Origin of the sequence: Pseudanabaena mucicola FACHB-723 (genome assembly GCF_014696385.1) — a bacterium.
In the GTDB taxonomy this organism is placed as follows: domain Bacteria; phylum Cyanobacteriota; class Cyanobacteriia; order Pseudanabaenales; family Pseudanabaenaceae; genus Pseudanabaena.
The window spans coordinates 260,326-284,026 of sequence record NZ_JACJQB010000001.1 but is presented as its reverse complement, the minus strand read 5'-3'; the positions used below and the strand labels follow the sequence as shown (position 1 = coordinate 284,026).

Sequence of the window (23,701 nt, the reverse complement as noted above, 5' to 3'; positions counted from 1 at the left end):
AATCATTCAGCTTTTTTGTATACAGTATACAGAGTCCACATTTCAAATCACGTAAGCAAGACATTATGGATGCAGAAAAGGCTCTCGCCCTAGATGATGAATATGACAACAACATCGCAGAGACTCCAGTAGTCAGTAAATCTGGACTAATTTACGGGCTTAATGATAAACCCCCTGTTATAGAAGCAATTTTTGTGGCTTTTCAGCATGTTCTGGCAGCCTTTGTTGGCATCATTACGCCGCCAATTATTATCTGTACTAGCTTGGGATTAGACGCAGCGAATACTAGCTATTTGATTAGTATGTCGCTCTTTGCCTCTGGAATTTGTACTTATATTCAATGTAAAAGAATTGGCCCTGTTGGCTCAGGTTTACTAAGTTTACAAGGAACCAGTTTTGCTTTCCTAGGACCGATTTTAGGTGTAGGAACTGTTGCGATCCAAAAAGGTAGTTCTCCAGAACAAGCTCTAGCTCTGATCTTTGGAGTTTGCTTGTTTGGGGCTTTTGTCGAAATTATTTTGAGTCAGTTTTTACATCTCTTAAATAAAATCATCACTCCCGTTGTTTCTGGAACGGTGGTAATGATTATTGGTTTAGGACTGATTAAAACTGGGATGATTAGCTTAGCTGGTGGTGCGGTCGCTTTAGCTAAAAAAGATGGTTCCTTTGGCAGCCTTCAAAACCTTGCTCTGGGTGCAACAGTTCTGCTAATCGTGGTGATTTTGACCCTTTCTAGTAACCGCTTTTTGAGAATGGGTGCGATCGCCATCGGGCTAGTAGTTGGCTTTATTATCTCTCTGTTCCTTGGTATTGTTAACTTTAGCTCACTAAGTCAACTTCCCTTCTTCAGAATTCCAATCCCTCTTCGTTATGGCATCAGTTTTGACTTTGGAGCCTTCTTGCCCTTCATTCTGCTCTATATTTTGACAGCGATCGAAACTGTTGGCGATTTAACAGCAACTTCAGCAGTGTCTGGAGAACCAGTCAAAGGTGGAGTATATATTCGTCGTATTAAGGGTGGAGTTCTGGGAGATGGAATTAATTCATTAATTGCTGCGGTTCTCAACACATTTCCTAACACTACCTTTAGCCAAAATAATGGTGTGATTCAGATGACGGGCGTAGGTAGTCGTTATGTTGGTTTTTTTGTAGCTGGCATTTTTGCAATCCTAGGGTTGTTACCTGTGATTGGTGGTGTATTTCAAGCTCTGCCACAGCCTGTTTTGGGGGGTGCAACTCTAGTTATGTTTGGTTCGATCGCTGTAGCGGGTTTAAATATCGTCGTATCCGCAGGACTGGATCGCCGTTCAATGATTATTGTTGCAGTATCCCTTGGTTTAGGCTTAGGAGTAGTATTTGTGCCTGATATTTTCGTAGGTAAACCACCGATTTTCAGTAACCTCTTTGGTTCTGCTATCTCTACAGGTGGTTTGACCGCTATTTTACTTAGTTGGCTATTGCCTCGTTTTGAGGATGAAGTTCTTGTAACCCAAGAAAATACTGCTTAGTTTTTCTCAATACCGCAATAAAAAAGCCTCGATTAGCGAGGCTTTTTTATTGCGGTATGAGTGCTAACGCCAAATTAAATATGATTACCATTAACCCCAAGCTAACAAAGACAATAATTGTACCGATTAAATTAGCTCTACGGGATATCGGTAGATAGGCTGGGCGCAACCAAAAACTTAACCGCTTTGATACAAAAGGCATTACTGCGAAGCTCAATATTGTGGAAGTAATTAGGTTGTTCACAATCATTGAGTTTGCTAATGACCAAGATTGCATCAGTTTTAAAATTGAAAAGGCGATCGCTTGGATCATCACCACAGGATACAGCCCTAAAACGACTGCTAAAATCTGCTTCCATCGCGAAGGACCTAATCCTTTATATTCTGAATTACCTGACTGCATTGAGAACCAGCCTTCTAAGCCAGTTGTAAAAGACTTAAATCGATAAGCAGAAAATACTTCTCGTCCAGATTCTAATAACTGTTTGCGCTCACTTGATTCCATCCATTCATTCAGATGCTCAGGCGAATCAAAATGTGTAATGTAATACCACTTGACAATTTGATCTTTACATCTAAGCGGTGGGGAGAGATCGCATCGTAAAAAGCCGTCATATTGCTTTGCAGATTCAACTAATTTGTTATGCCATCTTTTAAAAGCAAAATCTCTGCCTTTGGGGACAATATGTTCAGTGACCAGACTGGAGTAAAAAAGTTGATCTAAGGAATTACTTTTCATAGCTAATAACATTTATAAAATTCAATATAAAAAAAGGGGTGGGGGATCAAGGGGGAATAATAAGAATCTTAGATTGGATGAGAGTATTGTAGTGATTGACAAAAAAACAAATCATGATTGCCAAATAAACCATCTTGAAAGCGGCATTATCCGAGGAAAAAATCTGTTGAGATTTAAGTTGCTTTTGTGTAAGCACTGAGGCTTTGTAACTTGATATACAATGGTTAGAAATAACTATGTATACAGTATACATTTTGTGCAGGAATGAGTTAGTGTACGGTTTAAAAGCAATCATAATCGGTGCGGGTATTGGCGGTCTGACGGCAGGAATTGCGCTGCGACAGGCGGGCTATGAAGTAGAGATTTACGATCGCGTAAGAGACTTACGTCCTACGGGTGCAGGGATTTCGCTCTGGTCAAATGGAGTGAAAGTTCTCAATCGACTTGGGCTAGGGGACAAAATGGCAGCGATCGGCGGACAGATGAATCGGATGGAGTACCGCCATTTGTCGGGGAGCTTACTCAACGAAATTCCGCTTCAACCTTTAATCGATGAAGTCGGTCAACGCCCTTACCCTGTAGCAAGACGAGATTTACAAAATCTTCTCTTATCATCATTTGAGTCCCTCGGCGGCACAATAACTCTGGGTACTAAATGTATTGATTGCGTAGAAAGCGATCGCGATGTTAGTGCTAAGTTTGAAGATGGAAGCTCTGCCACAGGCGATGTATTAATTGCTGCTGACGGAGTGCGTTCCTTGTTGCGAAAATATGTTCTCAATAAAACAATTGAACCAACCTATCGGGGTTATGTGAATTGGAATGGATTAGTTCCAATTAGTGGAGATCTTGCACCTGCGGATATGTGGTCGATCTATGTGGGAGAACACAAACGCGCCTCATTGATGCCTGTTGCTGGCGATCGCTTTTATTTCTTTTTTGATGTGCCACTACCTACAGGCACAACCAATGATCGTACTAACTATCGTCATGAACTCAAGGAACATTTTCACAATTGGGCAAAGCCTGTGCAGCTATTAATCGATCGCCTCGATCCTGAGAATGTTGCAAGGGTGGAAATTCATGACGTAGGACCTATTGAAAAAATGGTCAAAGGTCGGGTGGCTCTGTTGGGTGATGCGGCTCATGCGACTTGTCCAGATTTAGGACAGGGAGGATGTCAAGCCCTCGAAGATGGCTTTGTCATCGCCAACTATCTATTATCAACTAATGTAAGTGTCACCGATGCCCTGATGCGTTACGAGAAAGAACGCAAGGTGAGAACTACAGAAATCGTAAATAAAGCGCGTAATCGTGCAGAAGCTATTCATGGCAAAGATCCTGAAGTTACCCAAAAGTGGTATGACCAACTCTCACAGGAAAGCCCCTCAGATGTCACCAGTGCGATCGCCAAAATTATTAGTGGAGGTCCATTACATTGAGTTATCCGATCAACACTCTCAATCAAATGAGTCAAGCAGAATTTACCGAAGCGCTCGGTTCGATCTTTGAACATACACCCGAAATAGCTGCCGAAGCATGGCGATCGTGTCCTTTTGCTGATGTCCAGAATTTACATCAAGTCATGGCAGCGATCGTGATGGCAATGAACGACGCGGAGAAATTAAAGTTAATTTGCGCTCATCCCGATCTGGGTAGTAAATTCAAAATGGCAGAAGCCTCAGTACAGGAGCAATCCACCGTCGGACTCGATCAACTCTCCGCTATAGAATACGATCGCTTTCAAAATCTTAATCAAGCCTACAAAGATAAGTTCTCATTCCCTTTTATCATCGCCGTTCGCAACCATACCAAAGATAGTATTCTCGCCGCTTTTGAGCAGAGACTTAAGAACAATTTAGAAGTAGAAAAAAATCAGGCGATCGCTGAAATTATCGAAATTGCCAGATGGCGGTTAGTTTTAGCAGTTAAAAATTAGTAGGGGCAATTCATGAATTGCCCCTACTAATTTTTAATTGAGTAGTGGTTCTATTAATCCTTTAAAAATCCTATGACCTACCCCAGAGACATGATTGGCTACGGGAGATTTACTCCTGATGCAAAATGGAAAGACAATGCTCGTGTGGCTGTCCAGTTTGTGATTAATTATGAAGAAGGCGGCGAAACTTGTATCCTACATGGAGACAGTGCCTCTGAAACTTTTTTGTCAGAAATTGTGGGCGCAGTTCCTTTTAATGGATTGCGTCACATGAATATGGAATCTTGCTATGAATATGGCAGTCGTGCAGGATTTTGGCGCTTATATCGGATGTTTTGCGATCGCAATATTCCTGTAACTATTTACGGTATTGCGATGGCACTCGCTCGTAATCCTGAAGCAGTTACCGCCATGCTAGAAGCCGATTGGGAAATCGCTAGTCATGGCTATCGTTGGATTGATTACAAATATTTTTCGCCCGAACAAGAGCGCGAACATCTGCAAAAGGCGATCGCTATTCATACAGAGATTACAGGAACACGCCCCCTCGGATGGTATACGGGGCGCACTAGCGAGCATACCCGCCGCTTAGTTGTAGAAGAAGGAGGTTTTCTCTACGATTCCGATAGCTATGCCGACGATCTTCCCTATTGGAACTATGAATATGGCAAGCCTCACCTAATTATTCCCTATACCCTCGACAACAACGATATGCGCTTTGCCACACCCCAAGGCTTTAATTCGGGCGATCAGTTTTTTGCCTATTTGCGTGATGCCTTTGATGTTCTCTACGACGAAGGCGACACTTCTCCCAAAATGATGAGTATTGGTTTGCATTGTCGGTTAGTGGGTAGAGCAGGACGAGCAGCAGCTTTGGCAAGATTTTTAGACTATATACAGAGTCGCGATCGCGTCTGGATTTGTCGCCGTATTGACATTGCTCGTCATTGGCACAAGCACCACAAACCAGCCTAACGCACAGCGACACAAAACCCTATCTCAAATAAAAAACAATGAAAGTTGATGTATATAAGCTTCCGCAAAATAGTCCTGATGATCTCACGTCTCTAGAGGCGGCGATCGCTTCAGGTAAAATTAATCCCCAGCACATTGTCGCGATTATGGGAAAGACCGAAGGAAATGGCTGTGTTAATGATTTTACGCGCGGCTTTGCGGTGCAAACTTTAAAGCACTACCTTGCAAATTTTGTAGGTCAGGACAAATCGGCAGAGATCGTCTATGTCATGTCTGGGGGGACTGAGGGAGCCTTAAGCCCCCATTTAACAATTTTTACAAGTCAAGCTTCATTGCCAGACACCCCAACTCGTATGGCTTTAACCCTAGGAGTGATTCATACCCGTGATTTTACTCCTGCGGAAATTGGTTCGTTAACGATGGTCAAAGAAGTCGCTCTAGCCGTGAATCAAGCGATCGCTACCGCAGGAATCGCTAAAGAGGATGTGCATTTTGTCCAGATTAAATGTCCCCTTGTCACCAGTCGCGATCGCTTGCTCGATGAAGATCGTGATGCGAAATCAGTGAGTAAATCGGTAAGCAGCTATCAGTCAATGGGTTACTCGCGCGGAGCCTCAGCGCTAGGCGTAGCGGTTGCCCTAGGTGAAGTTCAATTAGAAGATCTCACCGCCGCCGATATTTGCCAAAATTATGCTTTGTATTCCAGCGTTGCCTCCACATCCGCAGGGGTGGAGTTACGCAACTGCGAGATTTTGGTATTAGGGAATGCACCAACATCCACTAGCAATTTTGTGATTGGTCATAGTGTGATGCAACACGCTCTAGATGCTGAGGCAGTTACTAAAGCGATCGCCTCCACAGGTCAAACCAGCGATCGGGTCGTAAATATATTTGCCAAAGCTGAAGCTGACCCAACGGGACAGCTTTTAGGCAGAAGACATACGATGATGGATGACTCCGATATTAACCATACGCGCATGGCAAGGGCAGTGGTTGGGGCAGTAGTGGCTTCTATTGTCCAAGATCCGATGGTTTATGTATCGGGAGGTGCGGAACATCAAGGACCTTCTGGTGGTGGGGCAGTTGCGGCGATCGCTCGTCTAGACTAAAACGTATAGACTAAGAGAAAATGGCTCGCAAAGCGAGCCATTTTCTCTTAGTCTAGGCGCTTTTGTAAGCAGCCCAACCACCAAGATCGGAAATATCTTTCCAATTAAATTTTTCAATTAGCTCTTGGGGATAAAAGAAAGCTGTCAATACTTCGCCATCTTCCAAATAAACATCCGTAGGATACATATGAGGAGGCTCGTTACTAGCGAGGTATTCAAATTCATCGGCTTGCATCTCATAGACTTCTCCAGGAATAGAAATACCACCTGTTTCTACTTCGTAAATCGCAGGATGCCAACCGTCGCCAGCCGCATGAAGTCGATAGCGTGATTGGGTATTAGCAGTACGGATAAATTTTGCGCCTTGCAAATTGCCATGATCGGGCTGTCCCCGCAATGCCGAACCGCAGATAAATACTCGTCTTGTACCGTTAGATGTGGTCATAAGTAGCAATGTTAAAGTTATAAGCTAAGTTATTGTATACAGTATGCAATTATCAAATACAGTATACTATGACTGGAAAACTCTCAACCCATGTTCTCGATACAGTAAACGGATCGCCTGCAAGAAATATGCAGATTGAGTTATGGGTAATTGACAATCACGAAATAAAGACCCTACTCAAAACTCTACAGACCAATCAAGATGGTAGAACCGATCAACCATTACTAAGTGGTGCAGAGATGCAGTCAGGTATTTATGAAATTTGGTTTAATGTGAGTGACTATTTTGCAAGTCTAGAAGTATCGCAAACCCAACCTCCTTTCTTAACTCGCGTTCCTATTCGCTTTGGGATTGCTGATGTTAATGCTAACTACCATGTTCCCTTACTGGTATCACCTTGGGCTTATAGCACCTATCGCGGAAGCTAGAAAGAGGAACCTCGCTTTGCGGTGTTAATTTACACGGTGCTAAGCATTGCGGCAAGTTTGCGACGCATGAGTAAGCCAGGACGATCGGTCATCATATGCTGCTCAAATTTGGCATCTAACGGCACATCGTAATCAGTTGACTCCAAAATCGCCTTATCCTCTAAGGTAACTTGTCGATCAAAGGCGATCGCATCTGCCGCTTTGGTTTGTTCTTCAGTATCATTTCGCATACAGAACTGTACAATTTGCGAAGACTTATCATCAATCGGAGTCGCTGTATTAACGACAATATGGACTAAGCCATTGGGATAATTAATCCGTAATTTGCAAGTGAAGGGCATAAACCAATCCATTTCTAGCTTGCGATGGGTGATATAGCTATCCATTTTCAAATTCTTTTGCTGAGACTCAGGATTAACTACACCCAGAGTTGCCGTCGCTCTCAGACCATAATCAGTTTCCGTAATTTCTAACTCTTCAGGAATGGGATGCTCTGCACTACCAAAAGTAGTCGTATGCACAAAGGTGGGATGGGCGAGATCCATTTCATTTTCCATGACCCGCAATCCCGCACAGTTCCAGATCTCATAGAACTCGGGAATCAATCGAAACTCTGGATCGCTCGCTTCAGGAAGTTCTGGAATTTTGTTAATCGGATCTTCTAAACATACCCAAACATAACCATAGCGCTCTTCGCAAGCATAGGTGTTAATGCGATAGTTTTTGGGAATTGGCGCATCAGTGGATATTTGAGGAACACGCAAACAGCTACCACTGCCATCATATTGCCAACCATGATAGGCACATTCTAGTAATCCATCTGTCACTTTACCGAGGGAGAGCTTAGCCGAACGATGACAACAGCGATCGGGCGCAGCAGCAGGTTTACCTTCTGCCGCTAACCACACCACAATTTTTTGTCCCAGTAGTTGAAAGCTTTGGGGCTTGTCTTCGGCAAGTAAAGACATGGGTAAAACGGGATACCAAAAGCGTTTGAATAATGGCTGACTAGTGACTAGCATTTGTATACTGTATACACAACTACAGGTATTTAAGTGGGTTGAAGTCAAACATTCTGTGTTTGTAAATACAGAAAGCGATCGCAATTTTCCAGTTTAATCGCAGTAATTTGGATACTGTATACGGTATCCAAATTACTGCGAATTTTTGTTCGTCGCTTAATTAATTTGGTTTGAGGAGTTATGTCAAAGGCTTTCAATAGTTCATTTTCATGTCTAGCGATGTTTGTCGCACTGTCTACTTTGTACGAGGCTCCTGCCAAGGCTGTACCTCAAGCGTCTGATAACTTATCCAAAGAGTTGTCAGCTAATTTATCGATAGAAAATCTATCTGCAAATACCTCCCCAGAGGCTACTACATCGATTAGTAATTTAATCGAGCGCCAAGAGCAAGCTGTCAATCTTCAACTAAGTTTATCCACAGATTTGCCAGTCAGTAATTTAGAAGTAAATAAACTGACCGAAACTACCGATGTTTCTCAAGTAACATCAGTTTCTCAGCTATCCGATGTGCGTCCAACGGATTGGGCTTTTACAGCACTGCAATCTTTAGTAGAGCGTTATGGATGTATTGCGGGTTATCCAGACGGTACTTTTAAAGGTGGTAAAGCTTTAGCAAGATATGAGTTTGCGGCTGGGTTAAATGCTTGTTTGGATAAGATCAATGAAATTATTTCCGCAGGGCTAGCCGATAAAGTCTCTCAGGAAGATCTTGCCACTTTGCAGAAGTTGCAGGAAGAATTTGCGGCTGAATTAGCAACCTTGCGTGGTCGGGTGGATTCCCTTGATGCAAAGACGGCTCAGCTCGAAGCACAGCAATTCTCCCCAACCACAAAGCTAAGTGGGCTTGCATTCTTTAACATCTCTGGAGCTACTGCTGGTGGTGATGTGATTGCTGAGCGCAATGCCGCAGGCAGCATATTTGCAACACCACGTCCTGCTGGAAGCACAGTCTCAAATAAGTTTGTCACTCGAAAGCCTAATGTAACCTTTAGTTATTACTTGTTTTTGACACTCACGACATCATTTACGGGTAAAGATGCTTTGGTGACTCAACTTGTGACAGGCAATGGCAACTCTCCTGCTAACAACTTTGTATCGGCTGGCTATACCAATACTTGGGGAACACCATTTCTAGATCAAACAGGTGTACCAACGGCTAATATCTTTAATATTCGGGAGTTGTTTTATAGCTTCCCTGCTGCCGATAATGTCAATATCGCGATTGGGCCGCGCCTAAACTTCTATCGCTATTTTGATGGGAACCGTTTCACTAATTTCTTAACGGGGGCAACTAGCTTTAACTCCAATGGAAGTACGTTGTCAAATGCTGTCGATCGTGGATCAGGAGCAGTTGTCTCATGGACAATCAATCCACAATTTAGGCTTACTGCGGCTTATCTTGGCGAAAATACAGAATTTCTTACTGCCCCTAACAATAATACCTCCAGCAATCCCGAACAAGGACTATTTGGTGGAACTAATACTCTAAGTGCTGAGTTAGTCTATTCACCAAGTCGTGATGCTAACATTCGGTTCTTGTATACCCGCTCTAATATTAAAGCTAATGGAGGTCGCATTAGTGGCGCAACCGCTGAGCCTTTACCCTATGGTGTTGCTGATGATGGTCAGGGTGGTGCAATTAACAATGCCACCGCAGATACGTTTATCTTGAACTTTGATTGGTTGATCACTAAAGGACTGGGGATTTTTGGTCGCTACTCATACGGTAGTACAAACATTTCACCGCTTAATCCTGCGGTTCAAGGCGGTAGCGTTAATGTTAATGCATTCCAATTTGGAGTAGCCTTGCCTGATTTATTTAAGGAAGGTGCATTAGGAGTTCTTTCCTTTGTTGTACCTCACAGCTATAGCAGTGGTCGGAATTTCCTCGCTTCTGGTGGTGGCGATGGTGCAACTCAGTATGACCTAGAGATGTCTTACTACTATCCAATCAGTAAGAACATTGCGATCGTTCCAGCCTTCTACGCAATTTTTAATCCCAATAGTTTCTCGACCAATCCCACTGTATTTGTCGGCAATCTCCGCACTCAGTTTAGTTTCTAGGTAGTTCAATAACCTTAAAATTCAGAGGGTGAGTCGCCTACCAAGTGGGCAACTCACCCTCTGACCTGCTGATGTAATTCAACGTGTTTTTTGGTCATGCTTGACGAAGCTCTTCGTCTTATAATAAAGGTATTGTAGCTAGGCTAGCAAGCAGTATGAACAACACTTCAGTTGTCCAACATCGTGGCAATATTTTAATCGTGGACGACTTGCCTGATAACCTGAGATTGCTCAAAGATGCACTGAATGAACAGGGGTATAAAGTGCGTAGTGCAACCACAGGGGCAATGGCACTGCGAGCCGCTCAGTCGCCAGCAACGGAACTAATCTTGCTCGATATTAAATTGCCTGATATGGATGGGTATGAAGTCTGTCAGCAATTAAAATCTGACGAGCGCACGGCAAACATACCAATTATTTTTTTGAGCGCTCTTAATGAGACTTTGAATAAGGTGCAAGGGCTATCGGCAGGAGGAGTGGATTACATTGCCAAGCCATTTCAGATCGAAGAAGTATTGGCGCGTGTAGAAACTCATCTCACCATCCGTCGATTGCAAAAAAGTCTCCAAGAACAAAACTTGCAACTCCTCAAAGAGATAGAAGAAAATCAACGGCTCAAAGATATCTTCTTTGCTGAAAAGGAATTAGCACAGGTGACCTTAAAATCCATCGGCGATGCGGTCATTACCACTGATGCTGAGGGAAATATTCGATATTTTAATCCTGTTGCTGAGAAACTAACAGGATGGCTAGCCGAAGAAGCAGAAGGTCTTCCTCTGTATGATATTTTTAAGATAATTAATGAATTAACGCGAGAACCAGCCCCCAATCCAATTACCAAAGCTTTGCAAAAAAGGGAAATTGTCGGTTTGGCAAACCATACGATTCTCATCTCGCGTGATGGTACTGAGTATGCGATCGAGGATTCTGCCGCTCCAATTCGCGATCGCAAAGATCAGGTTATCGGTGCAGTCATTGTCTTTCATGATGTTACCGAATCACGTTATCTTGCCAAGCAACTCTCTTGGGAAGCGAGTCACGATGCTCTGACAGGCTTAATTAACCGTCGTGGATTTGAAAATATCTTAGTTGAAGCAATCACTTCTGTACAAAAGACAAAGCAGCAACATGCGCTTTGTTATTTGGATTTAGATCAATTTAAAGTTGTTAATGATACTGTCGGTCACATGGCAGGTGATGAATTACTGCGTCAAATCACTGGTCTGATCCATAAAAGAGTGCGTGCTAATGATACATTAGGGCGTTTAGGTGGTGATGAATTCGGGCTTTTGCTAACTCAATGTCCACTCACCCAAGCCGAGCATATTGCCGAAACTATCAAAGATCTAGTTCATGATTTTCGATTTGCTTGGAATAACAAAACCTTTATCATCGGTGTCAGCATTGGCGTTGTTGCTATTGATGAAAATAGTCAAGACTTGATGGAAGTGCTAGGTGCGGCTGATGCGGCTTGTTATGCCGCCAAAGATAAAGGTCGGAATTGTGTCCATATCTATCGTATAGATGATAGTGATCTGATTAGACAACGTGGCGAGAGGCAGGTGATGTCCAAAATTAGCCGCGCTTTAGAAACTAATCACTTCTGTCTCTACTACCAAAAGATTGTACCAATCGGTTCCAAATCATCAACAGAACACTATGAAGTGTTGATCAGGATGTTAGATGAAAAGGGTGAAATAATACCACCCAATTCATTTATTCCCTCTGCCGAACGTTATGGATTAATTACCGATATAGATCGCTGGGTCATCACAACTTTCTTCTCGAATTATCAACACCTGTTGGGAAATCAGCTTCTTCCCGATGGCTGGTGTACGATCAACCTATCTGGTACTAGCATTGCGAATAATCAGTTTCTCAATTTCTTAATTGAACAATTTCCGATCTACAATATCCCTCCCCAAAATATTTGTTTTGAAATTACGGAAACTGCGGCAATCTCTAACTTTGAGCAAGCTCGATATTTCATTAGTGAACTTAAAAAATTTGGTTGTCGCTTTGCTCTGGATGACTTTGGCAGCGGATTGAGTTCGTTTGGCTATCTCATGAATTTACCCGTTGATTATCTCAAAATTGATGGCTCTTTTGTCCGTAATATCAAACATAATCATGTTGCTAAGGCAATTGTAGAGAGCTTTAATCGTATTGCCCATGCGATGAATCTAGAAACAATCGCTGAATATGTTGAAGATATCGGCATCTTAGAAGAACTGCGAGAAATTGGCGTAGATTACGCCCAAGGTTATGCGATCGCACGTCCTGCCCCTATTAAATTTGACTATTAAGACTAAAAAATCATGACGCTCGCTACACAAGCGCAGTCGCCTCTGGGTTTAGCTTTAATAGGATTTACGCAGAAGAACGCATCATAAGGGCAATTCATGAATTGCCCTTACGCTAGAATCGCTGTTTCCAGTCTTTTTGCGTAAGTCCTATTGTTATAAGATTCTTATCATTTTTTAAGTGTCTCATTATAACTAGACTTAAAATTTAAGGGTCTATATCGCTGGAGATACAGGCAATACAAACCCACGCAACAAATTGCGATCGCTATACAGCGCTTTGCGCTTAATTAAAACCCAGAAATATTTTTGAAAGCGGCGCTTCGCGCCGCTTTCAAAAATATTTCTGTACTACTCAAAGCCTCAATAGGCTGTAATTATCAAATTATTCAGTGGATGAACTTCAATGGAAGACGCCCAAGACATACAGCTCACCAAATGCCTCACAGGTATTCAAGGACTCGATGAAATTACCGATGGCGGACTGCCCCAAGGTAGACCGACCTTAATCTGTGGTGGTGCGGGTTGTGGCAAAACTTTATTTGGTGTGGAGTTTTTGGTGCGCGGAGCAACACAATATGGCGAGAATGGGGTTTTAGTTACCTTCGAAGAAACCGCACCAGAAATCGCCAAGAATGTCGCCTCTTTAGGCTGGAATTTACGCAAGTTAATTGCTGAAGATAAAATCTTTATCGATCATGTGCATATTGAAGCTAGCGAAATCGAAGAAACAGGAGAATATGACCTCGAAGCCCTCTTTCTACGTTTGGGCTATGCGATTAAAAAAATTGGTGCAAAACGGGTACTTCTCGACACAATTGAAGTTTTGTTTGCAGGCTTAGACAATAGCAATATTGTGCGGGCTGAGTTGCGGCGTTTGTTTCATTGGTTAAAGGATCAAGGTGTTACGGCTGTAGTTACAGGGGAACGTGGCGAAAGAACGCTAACCCGTCAAGGTTTAGAAGAATATGTGTCCGACTGTGTGATCAAATTAGATCAAAAAACCTTTGGAGAAATTGCCACGAGAACCATTCAAATTATTAAATATCGCGGCTCTCGCCATAGTAATAATGAATATCCTTTTTTAATCGAAGAAGATGGCATTTCTGTCTTACCGATCACTTCCCTCAACCTCAATCATCAGGTATCTAACGAGCGCATCTCGACGGGGATTGCCCAACTCGATGAGATGTTTGGTGGTGAGGGTTACTATCGCGGCAGCAGTATTCTGATCACAGGTAGGGCAGGTACGGGCAAAACTACACTGGCAGGTCATTTTGCTCGGGCAACCTGTGCGCGAGGCGAACGGTGCTTATATCTGGCAACCGAAGAATCACCGCAACAAATTCTTCGCAATTTAAACTCGATTAGTCTGGACTTAAATCCATACGTGGAGCAGGGATTATTAAAGTTTGATGCGGTACGTCCTAGCAATTACAACCTAGAAATGCGCCTGTTTAAAATCCATAAATGGATCAAGGAGTTTCAGCCAAGGGCGATCGTTATCGATCCGATGAGCAATCTCATTATGAGTGGAAGTGTAATGCAAACCAAGAGCTTCTTTATGCGTTTGATTGATTACTTAAAGAGTAAACAAATCACGATTTTCTTGACCAATTTAACGTCTGGTGAGATCGACCTCGATCAAGAAAGAACTGAAGTCGGGGTTTCTTCGCTGATGGATACTTGGATAGAGTTACAAACCATCAAAGTCAATGGTGAACGTAATCGGATTCTCTATGCACTCAAGTCTCGCGGGATGTCCCATTCTAACCAAGTCCGCGAATTTATAGTTAACAGTGACGGTGTGAACTTGGTGGATGTTTATTTGGGTGAGGGTAAAGTTTTGACAGGTACAGAAAGAGTCAATCAGGAATTGGCAGAAAAATCTCTTGCTAAAAAACGCCAGCAGAATTTTGAACTCAAAAAACGTGATTTCGATCGTGAGAAACAACTGCTCCAAGCACAAATTAATGCCTTGCAAATGCAGTTAGACAGTCGGGATCAAGAATTTGCGTTACTTTTAGAAGAGGAAGAAGATAGTCAAAATGAAGCCGTAGCAAATCGCGCTTTTATGGAAAAGTTGCGTCACATTAGTCCTTGAAGATCAACTCTTAACTAATTTCTAGGCAAAACTATGACAGATCAACTATCAAAAGATCATGTTAATTCTCCTAAAACAAAGAATTGGCAATTACGGCTCTATGTGGCGGGACAAACTGCTAAATCTCTGGTAGCTTTTGCAAACTTGAAGAATATTTGTGAAGAATATTTGCATGGTCAGTACAGCATCGAGATTATCGATCTCAGTAAACAACCTCATTTAGCGATCGAGGACAGCATTGTCGCCTTACCAACCCTAGTGAGAAAATTGCCCGAACCAATTAAAAAAATTATTGGTGATTTATCAAATACAGAGAAAGTATTAGTTGGATTGCAGATCTTTCCCCTGACAAATGAATAGTAGAGCAGGAGTTAGATAGTTATTCTAATAGGTAATTCTAGCAAATAGCTCTAGTAAGTAAAATCAATTCAAGGTAAGAATAATGATCGATCCAGAAGACTTAGAACTAACGACTACGGAGCTTTTTGAGGATTCCCTATCTAATTTAAAAGCTCAGCAATACATTCTGCGTCTTTATATCGCAGGGACAACGCTCCAATCGGTGACAGCGTTGCAAAATATTAAAAAAATTTGTGAAGAAAATCTCCAAGGACGCTATGAATTAGAAGTTATCGATATATACCAACAGGCTGAAGCCCTAATATCTGAAAATATTGTCGCAGTTCCTACTTTAATTAAAGAATTACCATTGCCTTTACAAAGGATGATTGGCAATTTATCGAATACAGAAAAGGTGTTAATTGGTTTAGATATTTTGCCAAAAGGGAGTTTAGGTATTACTGGAGAGGAAGATAATGGAAAACTCTCAAGCTTATCTTGAATCACTGCGTCAGGAAGTCGATAGCTTACGACAACAATTGACGGATACAAAAGAACGTTTAGCTGAGACGGAAGAGACGTTACAGGCAATTCGTTCGGGGGAAGTTGATGCGGTAGTAGTATCTACATCGCAAGGGGCACAAGTATTTACGCTACAAGGAGCGGATTATGTTTATCAGTGTTTAGTAGAACAAATGGGGGAGGGGGCGGCTACGGTTTCTAAAGAAGGATTGATTTTGTATTGCAATAAACAACTTGCAGGATTATTAAATCGTCCTCTCCAAAATTTGATTGGCTCGCAATTAGAAAATTTTATATCACCTCAAGATCGCAAAGCTTTTGGATTAATGTTGCAACAAAGTCAACAAGAAGCAACGCTAACAATAGAATTATCTTTGATAGGTGCTGTAGAAACTATAGATATAGATAGAAGGAAGATAGCTCTAGATGTAGATGTAGATAGAAGAAAGATAGCCAAAAATAAAGAAATACCCGTTAAGGTGTCGCTAAAGCAATTTAATCTCGATCAGCTTGTCATTAATAGTATTGTGGTTACGGATATTACCGAATCTAAGGTGAGGGAGGCGGAGAAACTTAACCAAATTCTGAAGCGAGCGATCGCTACAGTTACTAGTTATCGATTTTATCCCAATCGCACTTGGGTGTTTTATTATTGGTCTGATGGTTGCGAAGTTCTTTTGGGATATACCGCAAAAGAATTGATGGCAGATCAACATCTTTGGGCAAGTCTAGTTGATCCTGAAGACTTGGAAACGCTTATCGACCAAACCCTTACCGCCTGTCAGCAAAATAAAAGTAGTAATAATCTTGAATATCGCTTCTATGACAAAAATGGCGGCCAGCATTGGCTGGCGGCTTCTCAATCTATTAAATGGGATAAAACAAATGAATATTGGGATATAAATACGGTTTTAACTGATATTACCCAGCGCAAACAGGCAGAAATGGCTGTACAGGAGGAGAAGGAAAAATTAAGTCTATTTATCAAATATGCGCCTGTGAGTGTGGCGATGTTCGATCGCCAGATGTTTTATATTGAGGTCAGCCAGAAGTGGCTCGATCTGTATCAACTTGGCTCTAGGGAAGATGTCATGGGGCGATCGCACTATGAGGTTTTGCCAAATCTTTCTGAGGCTTGGAAACAAATCCATCAAGAATGCTTAGCAGGAGCAACCAGAAAATGCGAGCAAGATTCTTTTATTTTTCCCGATGGCTCAGAGCAGATATTAAAATGGGAAGTGCTGCCTTGGATTCAGATGACGGGAGAAGTGGGTGGAATTTTGATGTTTGTGGAAGATATTACAGAAACCAAGAGATTAGAAGAACAGTTTTATCATGCTCAACGATTAGAGAGTTTAGGAACCTTAGCCAGTGGCATCGCCCATGATTTCAATAACATTCTGACCCCAATTTTGGGCATTACGCAACTATTGCCTCTCAAAATTCCTAACCTTGATGAAAGTGTAGCCAATTTATTAGCAATCCTCTCTAACAGTGCGCGACGTGGCGCGGAGTTAGTCAAGCAAATTTTATTGTTTAGTCGCAACACTGAGGGGGAATATGCAATATTGTCGCTACATTCTCTGCTTCTAGAGTTGATTGGAATTATGAAACAGACTTTTCCGAAATCCATTGAGATCATCACAGATATCTCCACTCAAACTCTCTGGAATATCTCGGCTGATGCGACTCAAATCCACCAAGTATTTATGAATCTGATGATCAATGCTAGGGACGCGATGCCCGATGGCGGCGCATTGACAATTTGTGCAGAAAATCTGCGATTAGAGGATGATGATGTACCGATAAGCTTAGCTGCCAAAGCAGGGGAATATGTGGTGGTGAAGGTGACTGATACAGGTATAGGGATTCCCGCAGAGTTATTAACGCGCATTTTTGATCCATTTTTTACCACCAAAGAAGTCGGCAAAGGCACGGGTCTAGGGCTATCGACGGTGATGGGAATTGTCAAACATCATGGTGGCTTTGTTACCGTGGAGAGTGAAGTGGGCAAGGGTGCAGAATTTAAGGTGGTCTTACCCGCGATCGCAGGGGAAGTGAGTACGCCTAGCATCGAAGCATCCAGCCCTAGAGGTAATGGAGAGTTGATCTTGATTGTGGATGATGAACTGGAAATTCGAGAAGTAATTAAGGCCGCCTTGGAGAGCCATAACTACCGCACAATTTTGGCTAGTGATGGTATTGGTGCGATCGCTCTGTATGGGAAATATCAACAGGAAGTCAGCGCAGTGATCATGGATATCATGATGCCGAACCTCGATGGCATGACGACGATACACACCTTACAAAACCTAAATCCTCTAGTTAAAGTCATTGCTATTAGCGGACTGATTGACAACCGCAAACTCGCTCTAGAGGCGAAGGCAACCACATTTTTGCTAAAGCCTTTCAGCATTGAGCAGTTATTACAAACATTGGCAAAAATCCTATCACCTAATCAATTCAAGCAAGTCGATCAAAATCAAAGCGATCGTCTCCTGTCCACAGAGAGAAATCCACCTCCCATAACAAAATTAGAAGTATTTAAAGAAGCGATCGCAGTGATGCCTCCTGAATGGTTACAACAAATGCATGAGGCCGCTTATTACTGCGATGATGAAGTAATGCTGGAATTAATTAACCAAATGCCACCTTCACAACAGGCGATCGCTCAAGCATTAAAAGGTTTAGTCTTAGATTTTAAAACAGACATTATCATAGAGCTAACGCAGCGAGAAAGCTCCCTGCTTAATCACGTATCCTAATTACTTCTCTCTAAATTTAACCTGTGCCGCTTGATATCAATCGTTTACAACAAGCCTTGAGTATTGAGGCAGATCGGGGCTTTTCTAATTTACAGGGAAAGCAATTTTTGTTCGCAGATTTTTTGAATGTCAGCTTGAGCGCCGATTTGCCTGAGAACTGGGAAATGAGCGATCGTCTACAAGCACAAACCCTCGCTAATCAGTATGCCCGATATCAAGATTTACCATTGGGTCGTCGCCAACATTTGATCGCCGAGACAAGGCGATTGCTCTATGAGGTTCGCCGCCGTGAGATTGCGGACACCAATACTGCGCCAAAGCAAAAACGACCAAAAACTGAAGCAATTGTTGCAACTGAGCCAAAATCCACTAAAAAAATCACCCCCGATACCGAATTAAAGGATTTAGAAGGTATTGGCTCCTTGATGGCAACAAGGTTCCGATTACTAGAGCTGTATACCGTGCGAGATGTCCTGAGCTACTATCCTCGCGATCATATTGACTATGCACGCCAAATTCCTATTCGCAATCTCAAGGGTGGCGATACCGTCACCGTAATCGGTACGGTCAAGAAATTTGGCTGTTTTACTAGTCCCAAAAATCCTAACCTCACAATTGTCGAAATTATCCTCCGTGACCATACGGGACAAATTAAGTTGAGTCGATTTTGGACAGGTAAGCGCTATGCCAATCGGGGTTGGCAAGAAATTCAAAAAAGACTCTATCCGCAGGGCTGCACGATCGCTGCCTCAGGCGTGGTTAAAGAAAGCAAGTACGGCATGACCTTAGAAAACTATGAAGTGGAGGTGCTAGAACATACCCAAGATACAATTCAGTCGAAAACGGTGGGGCGGGTTGTGCCTGTTTATCCACTTACTGAGGGGATTACGCCCGAAGCAATTCGTCGTCTTGTTGCTCAATGTTTACCCGCTGTTTCGCAAATTTCTGATCCGATGCCTGAGCGCTTTCTACGGGATTACGGCATGATCAAGCTTGCCGATGCGATCGCACAGGTGCATTATCCAGATTCGAGTGAAACCCTAGAGCAAGCGGTAATTCGCCTCACCTTTGATAAATATTTTTATCGCCGTCTTGTGTCTCTATATCGGCGGCAACAACAAAAAGCGATACATTTTGTACCAAAGAGTCATGCGATCGCAGAATTAGAAAAACTACTTCCCTTTGAATTAACCAAAGCCCAAAAGCGTGTAGTTGCCGAAATTCGCGCCGATCTGCAAGGTCAAACGCCGATGAATCGTCTTGTCCAAGGTGATGTTGGCTCAGGGAAAACAATTGTGGCTGTTTATGCATTGCTAACTGCGATCGAAGCGGGCTATCAAACTGCACTCATGGCTCCTACGGAGGTACTTACTGAGCAGCATTATCGTAAAATCGTAGAATGGTTCATGCAGCTTAATTTACCAGTGGAAATTTTGACGGGTTCCACAAGAACTGCTAAGCGGCGCGAAATCTTACGGCAATTGGAAACAGGAGAATTACCGTTAATTATTGGAACCCATGCTCTCATTCAAGATGGTGTAAACTTTGCCCGATTAGGTCTTGCGGTCATTGATGAGCAACATCGTTTTGGTCGTGATCAGCGATCGCGTTTATTGCAAAAGGGCACAGATCCCCATGTGTTGATCATGACTGCCACACCAATTCCTCGCACCCTCTATTTAACTAATTCAGAAATCGAAGTTAGCATCATTGATGAACTTCCTCCAGGTCGTAAACCCATTCAAACCGTTATTCTCAAACCTTCTCAACGTAAAGATGCCTATGAATTGATTCGTCGCGAGATTGCCCAAGGTCGTCAGGTTTATATTGTCTTTCCTCTTGTCGAAGAATCAGAAAAGATGGAAGATATTAAAGCCGCAACTCAAGAACGAGAACATCTCCAAAATGTAGTTTTTCCTCACTTCCAAATTGGCTTACTACATGGACAAATGAGTTCTGCGGAAAAAGATGAAGCAATCAATGTTTTTCGACGTGGAGAAACTCAGATTTTAGTCGCGACAACAGTAATTGAAGTCGGTGTTGATATTCCCAACGCATCGGTGATGCTAATCGAACATGCCGATCGCTTCGGACTAGCCCAACTGCATCAACTGCGTGGTCGGGTCGGGCGCGGAGCAGCGCAGTCTTACTGTTTACTGATGAGTAGTTCTAAATCCCAAACATCACAGGAACGCCTACAGGTTTTAGAACAATCGCAAGATGGTTTTTTTATTGCCGAACGTGACTTCCAAATGCGTGGCAAGGGCAAGGATGAAGGCACTGAACAATCAGGTCATGCTGGCTTCTCCATTGAGGATCGATTGCCCGACGAGGCTGCTCGTCAAGAAATCTTTCAAATTGCCCGTGAAGCTGCCGAAAGAATTATCAAAAAAGATCCTACATTAGAGAATTTCCCTGCCTTAAAAGCTGAATTTGAGATGCATTATCAACGATTGCAAGGCGGCGCAATTTTTACATAAGCAATCCAGAGAAATTTTGGAAAGCGCCGCTTAGCAGCGCTTTCCAAAATTTCTCTGGGGTTTTATTACCTTATAATTAGTGCAAATAAAACTATAGTTGCGTTATGCCATCGTTGCACAAATGGTTTCAACCAAAACGGCTAGCCATTTTTGAAGCTTGTTTGATTGGCTTGGTGTCGGGAATAGCTGCTGTCTTACTAAAGCAGAGTATTGGCTGGATTGGTGGGTGGAGAATTCAAATTTCTAATGACTTACCCGCATGGTTTGCCTTACCGATTATTGGTTTAACAGGGGGATTTCTCTCAGGTTTTTTAATTGAGCAATTTGCATCTGAGGCATCGGGTAGTGGGATTCCCCAAGTCAAGGCAGCCCTTGGTTATGTCCCCATTGCCCTAAATCTGCGCGTTGCCGTTGTCAAAATTGCGAGTACAATCTTAGCTCTGGGTTCAGGACTAGCACTGGGACGACAGGGCCCGACGGTACAAATTGGTGCGGCAATTGCAGGACAGGTGAGCCAATGGATTCCCACATCGCCTGAATATCAGAGGCAGTTAATTGCCGCAGGAGCCGCCGCAGGACTTGCCGCAGGGTTTAACGCACCAATTGCAGGGGTACTATTTGTAATTGAAGAACTTCTCCACGATGTATCTAGCTTGACTTTGGGAACGGCAATACTCGCATCCTTTATTGGTGGTGTGGTGTCGATGATGTTGTCGGGACAGAGCTTTACTCAGCCTATTCCTTCAATTCAATTTTCAGCCCAAGAAATCCCTTTTTTATTACTGCTAGGACTTCTAGTTGGTTGGTTTGCCGCTCTTTTTAATCACAGTGTCATTGCTGTTATCCAATGGAATCGCAATTTTTTTAAAATTGGTTTGGCATGGCGAATTGCGATCGCAGGTTGTGTGTCAGGAATTGCGATCGCAATGTTGCCCAGTGATTTTCGTGACAGCACGGGCTTGCAGTTATTTCTGGCAATGGGACAATCCGATTGGCAAGTTACCGCAGGAACTTTTGTCGTGCGATTTTTGCTTACCTTGATTGCCTGTAGCGCGGAAACTTCTGGGGGATTATTTGTACCGAGCTTGATCTTAGGAGCCGCCCTTGGTTCATTAGTAGGAAATTTAGAATATTCAATATTAGGAATGGGTACACTTTCAACCTATGCCCTATCAGGGATGGGTGCTTTTTTTGGGGCAGTTGCGAAAGTTCCCATTACCGCTTTTGTGATCGTCTTTGAACTCACCAAAGATTTTAATATCATCTTGCCATTGATGATTACTAGCGTCGTTGCCTATCTCTGCACTGAAAAGTATGCTCCAGGTTCTTTGTACACTAATTTATTGGAACTGAAAGGGATTCATCTACAGGCCGAAACCGTCACCGATTCCTTATGGGATGGACTAAGAGCCAGTGATGTGATGCAGCGACAGGTGGAAAACCTCAATAGTGAAATCAGCATCAATGAAGCCATGCAAGCATTTGCACGATCACGACACCGTGGCTTTCCCGTAGTTACCGATGACCATCTAGTTGGTATCATCACGCAAATGGATTTGGTCAAAGCCCAAGAGAATAACGCTGCGGGCGATATCCCAATTAGCCAAATCATGACCCACAAGCCCATTACCGTCAGTCCTGAAGAAAGCCTCACCCAAGTTCTCTATCTCCTTTCCTATTACAAACTTTCACGCTTGCCCGTCGTTGATCGCACTAAATTAATTGGCATTATTACCCGTAGCGATATTTTACGCGCTCAGGCAAAACGCTTGCGGGGAGTCAGTTCGCAAACACCAAAACCATCCTATCTGGTCTACCAACAACGTGGTACGGCTACGGGGCAAGGTCGTCTTTTATTGCCGATTAGCAATCCTCAAACCTCACCATACTTAATTGAAATTGCTCTTGCGATCGCAGATAAAAATAATTATGAACTCGAATGTCTGCATATTATCTCTGTACCAACGCATCTATCTCCGTCCAAGACTACCGTTGATCTCAATCCCAGCCTCGAATTATTTCAGCAGGCGGTTGATATTGCCAAAAGAAGGAAAGTTCCCATCCATACTCAAGTGCGCGTCGCCCATGACGCAGGTCAAGCAATTTTAGAGGTGGCTAGCGATCGCCGTATTAATTTACTACTCATCGGCTGGCATGGCAGACCAAAGTCCCCTGATCGCATATTTGGGGATACCGTGGATACCGTAGCAAAGCAAGCCAATTGCGATGTAATGCTCGTCAAATTTAGCGATCGCATTCAGAAAGTTAACCCCTTTAGCCAAGAATTTAAAAGACCAAATATTTCCTTTAATCGTTGGCTAATACCGATTTCAGGTGGACCAAATACCGCCAACGCCTTGTTATTACTGCCCGCCCTGATGTCACTTTCAGCATATCCAGAAGTGTGTCTCTGTCAAATCTTTTCACCTGACCATGAAAAACAAACGGTGAATCAACTAGAAATATATGCTGATCAACTATACAAATCCCTGCATTTTTCAGTTGGGAAAATTCCTGTTTGCTCAAAATCCATTGCCGATGCAATCCTTGATCTTGCCAATCAGGAGCGTAGTGATGTGATTATGCTCGGTGCTAGCCGCGAAGGGATTTTGCAACAGATGATGCATGGCAATATTCCCGAAGCTATCGCCCGTAACAGTAATCGCACTATCATTATCTTCCGTAAAGCAAATTGAGTACATATTCATATTGTCAAATTCTGATTTGTCGGCTATATTAGCTTTCAGTTTGAAAAAACTATTGGTGTCAAGCCAAATCACACTTGATAATAAACATTTAGACAACAGGAGGTGATGCCCATGCAATCAGATAGTAGTAACGGTAAACGTATGGGTCTTCAGGTTTCCGAGCTGTGCGCTGGGGCTGTTCTGTAAGGCAAATTAGTTCATTATCTCTAGTTATCTAGTCTAATTTACTAGTAAACCTGAGATCCTTCCAG

General features: G+C 42.8%; 17 protein-coding genes. 14 read left to right on the top strand and 3 right to left on the bottom strand.

Annotated features, from left to right (window positions below; translation table 11 throughout):
- The first annotated feature begins 62 nt into the window (after positions 1-62).
- Positions 63-1,508: a uracil-xanthine permease family protein gene (locus H6F41_RS01205; RefSeq protein ID WP_408962527.1), complete on the top strand. Its 1,446-nt coding sequence runs from the start codon at positions 63-65 to the stop codon at positions 1,506-1,508.
- A 46-nt stretch (positions 1,509-1,554) separates the two neighbouring features.
- Here the strand turns inward: H6F41_RS01205 and H6F41_RS01200 are convergent, their stop codons facing one another.
- Positions 1,555-2,247, bottom strand: a complete 693-nt coding sequence (locus H6F41_RS01200) for a hypothetical protein (protein WP_190401631.1) — start codon at positions 2,245-2,247, stop codon at positions 1,555-1,557.
- Between the two features lie 272 nt (positions 2,248-2,519).
- Between H6F41_RS01200 and hpxO the strand changes: the two genes are divergently transcribed.
- From hpxO to atzD, 4 genes are all read left to right on the top strand, one after another.
- The gene (hpxO, locus tag H6F41_RS01195) at positions 2,520-3,689 is read left to right on the top strand and encodes an FAD-dependent urate hydroxylase HpxO (protein ID WP_190401717.1); all 1,170 of its coding nucleotides are present in this window, start codon (positions 2,520-2,522) and stop codon (positions 3,687-3,689) included.
- Positions 3,686-4,186: a 2-oxo-4-hydroxy-4-carboxy-5-ureidoimidazoline decarboxylase gene (gene uraD, locus H6F41_RS01190; protein ID WP_242022864.1), complete on the top strand. Its 501-nt coding sequence runs from the start codon at positions 3,686-3,688 to the stop codon at positions 4,184-4,186. The genes hpxO and uraD overlap by 4 nt, the downstream gene beginning before the upstream one ends.
- Positions 4,187-4,258: 72 nt before the next feature.
- Positions 4,259-5,161, top strand: coding sequence for an allantoinase PuuE (puuE, locus tag H6F41_RS01185; protein WP_190401630.1), 903 nt, complete (start codon positions 4,259-4,261; stop codon positions 5,159-5,161).
- Positions 5,162-5,199: 38 nt separating this feature from the next.
- Complete coding sequence (gene atzD, locus H6F41_RS01180; protein WP_190401629.1) at positions 5,200-6,270, top strand: cyanuric acid amidohydrolase; 1,071 nt, start codon at positions 5,200-5,202, stop codon at positions 6,268-6,270.
- A 52-nt stretch (positions 6,271-6,322) separates the two neighbouring features.
- Here the strand turns inward: atzD and H6F41_RS01175 are convergent, their stop codons facing one another.
- Positions 6,323-6,715, bottom strand: coding sequence for an allophanate hydrolase-related protein (locus H6F41_RS01175; RefSeq protein ID WP_190401628.1), 393 nt, complete (start codon positions 6,713-6,715; stop codon positions 6,323-6,325).
- A gap of 68 nt (positions 6,716-6,783) precedes the next feature.
- Here H6F41_RS01175 and uraH point away from each other — a divergent pair, with 68 nt between their 5' ends.
- Positions 6,784-7,143 (top strand): hydroxyisourate hydrolase, encoded by a 360-nt coding sequence (uraH, locus tag H6F41_RS01170; protein WP_190401627.1) that lies wholly within the window; start codon positions 6,784-6,786, stop codon positions 7,141-7,143.
- Positions 7,144-7,172: 29 nt separating this feature from the next.
- On the opposite strand, the gene H6F41_RS01165 is transcribed toward uraH, so the two are convergent.
- Complete coding sequence (locus H6F41_RS01165; protein ID WP_190401626.1) at positions 7,173-8,165, bottom strand: aromatic ring-hydroxylating dioxygenase subunit alpha; 993 nt, start codon at positions 8,163-8,165, stop codon at positions 7,173-7,175.
- Between the two features lie 180 nt (positions 8,166-8,345).
- On the opposite strand from H6F41_RS01165, the gene H6F41_RS01160 reads away from it, so the two are divergent.
- The 8 genes from H6F41_RS01160 to H6F41_RS01125 all read left to right on the top strand — a co-directional run bounded on the left by H6F41_RS01160 (position 8,346) and on the right by H6F41_RS01125 (position 23,438).
- Positions 8,346-10,229, top strand: a complete 1,884-nt coding sequence (locus tag H6F41_RS01160) for an iron uptake porin (RefSeq protein ID WP_242022863.1) — start codon at positions 8,346-8,348, stop codon at positions 10,227-10,229.
- Between the two features lie 155 nt (positions 10,230-10,384).
- Positions 10,385-12,535, top strand: a complete 2,151-nt coding sequence (locus tag H6F41_RS01155) for an EAL domain-containing protein (protein ID WP_190401625.1) — start codon at positions 10,385-10,387, stop codon at positions 12,533-12,535.
- Positions 12,536-12,938: 403 nt separating this feature from the next.
- On the top strand, positions 12,939-14,636 hold the full coding sequence (gene kaiC, locus H6F41_RS01150; RefSeq protein WP_190401624.1) for a circadian clock protein KaiC: 1,698 nt from the start codon (positions 12,939-12,941) through the stop codon (positions 14,634-14,636).
- A 33-nt stretch (positions 14,637-14,669) separates the two neighbouring features.
- Positions 14,670-14,996, top strand: coding sequence for a circadian clock KaiB family protein (locus H6F41_RS01145; protein WP_190401623.1), 327 nt, complete (start codon positions 14,670-14,672; stop codon positions 14,994-14,996).
- 82 nt (positions 14,997-15,078) lie between these two features.
- The gene (locus H6F41_RS01140) at positions 15,079-15,477 is read left to right on the top strand and encodes a circadian clock KaiB family protein (RefSeq protein ID WP_190401622.1); all 399 of its coding nucleotides are present in this window, start codon (positions 15,079-15,081) and stop codon (positions 15,475-15,477) included.
- Complete coding sequence (locus H6F41_RS01135; RefSeq protein WP_190401621.1) at positions 15,452-18,262, top strand: PAS domain S-box protein; 2,811 nt, start codon at positions 15,452-15,454, stop codon at positions 18,260-18,262. The genes H6F41_RS01140 and H6F41_RS01135 overlap by 26 nt, the downstream gene beginning before the upstream one ends.
- 23 nt (positions 18,263-18,285) lie before the next feature.
- Positions 18,286-20,742: an ATP-dependent DNA helicase RecG gene (recG, locus tag H6F41_RS01130; RefSeq protein ID WP_190401620.1), complete on the top strand. Its 2,457-nt coding sequence runs from the start codon at positions 18,286-18,288 to the stop codon at positions 20,740-20,742.
- A 104-nt stretch (positions 20,743-20,846) separates the two neighbouring features.
- Complete coding sequence (locus H6F41_RS01125; RefSeq protein ID WP_190401619.1) at positions 20,847-23,438, top strand: chloride channel protein; 2,592 nt, start codon at positions 20,847-20,849, stop codon at positions 23,436-23,438.
- Positions 23,439-23,701 lie beyond the last annotated feature (263 nt).

Coding starts and splice junctions, on each gene's coding strand:
- H6F41_RS01200 (WP_190401631.1), bottom strand. CDS start 2,247: ATGAAAAGTAATTCCTTAGATCAACTTTTTTACTCCAGTCTGGTCACT.
- puuE (WP_190401630.1), top strand. CDS start 4,259: ATGACCTACCCCAGAGACATGATTGGCTACGGGAGATTTACTCCTGAT.
- atzD (WP_190401629.1), top strand. CDS start 5,200: ATGAAAGTTGATGTATATAAGCTTCCGCAAAATAGTCCTGATGATCTC.
- H6F41_RS01175 (WP_190401628.1), bottom strand. CDS start 6,715: ATGACCACATCTAACGGTACAAGACGAGTATTTATCTGCGGTTCGGCA.
- uraH (WP_190401627.1), top strand. CDS start 6,784: ATGACTGGAAAACTCTCAACCCATGTTCTCGATACAGTAAACGGATCG.
- H6F41_RS01165 (WP_190401626.1), bottom strand. CDS start 8,165: ATGCTAGTCACTAGTCAGCCATTATTCAAACGCTTTTGGTATCCCGTT.
- H6F41_RS01160 (WP_242022863.1), top strand. CDS start 8,346: ATGTCAAAGGCTTTCAATAGTTCATTTTCATGTCTAGCGATGTTTGTC.
- H6F41_RS01155 (WP_190401625.1), top strand. CDS start 10,385: ATGAACAACACTTCAGTTGTCCAACATCGTGGCAATATTTTAATCGTG.
- kaiC (WP_190401624.1), top strand. CDS start 12,939: ATGGAAGACGCCCAAGACATACAGCTCACCAAATGCCTCACAGGTATT.
- H6F41_RS01145 (WP_190401623.1), top strand. CDS start 14,670: ATGACAGATCAACTATCAAAAGATCATGTTAATTCTCCTAAAACAAAG.
- H6F41_RS01140 (WP_190401622.1), top strand. CDS start 15,079: ATGATCGATCCAGAAGACTTAGAACTAACGACTACGGAGCTTTTTGAG.
- H6F41_RS01135 (WP_190401621.1), top strand. CDS start 15,452: ATGGAAAACTCTCAAGCTTATCTTGAATCACTGCGTCAGGAAGTCGAT.
- H6F41_RS01125 (WP_190401619.1), top strand. CDS start 20,847: ATGCCATCGTTGCACAAATGGTTTCAACCAAAACGGCTAGCCATTTTT.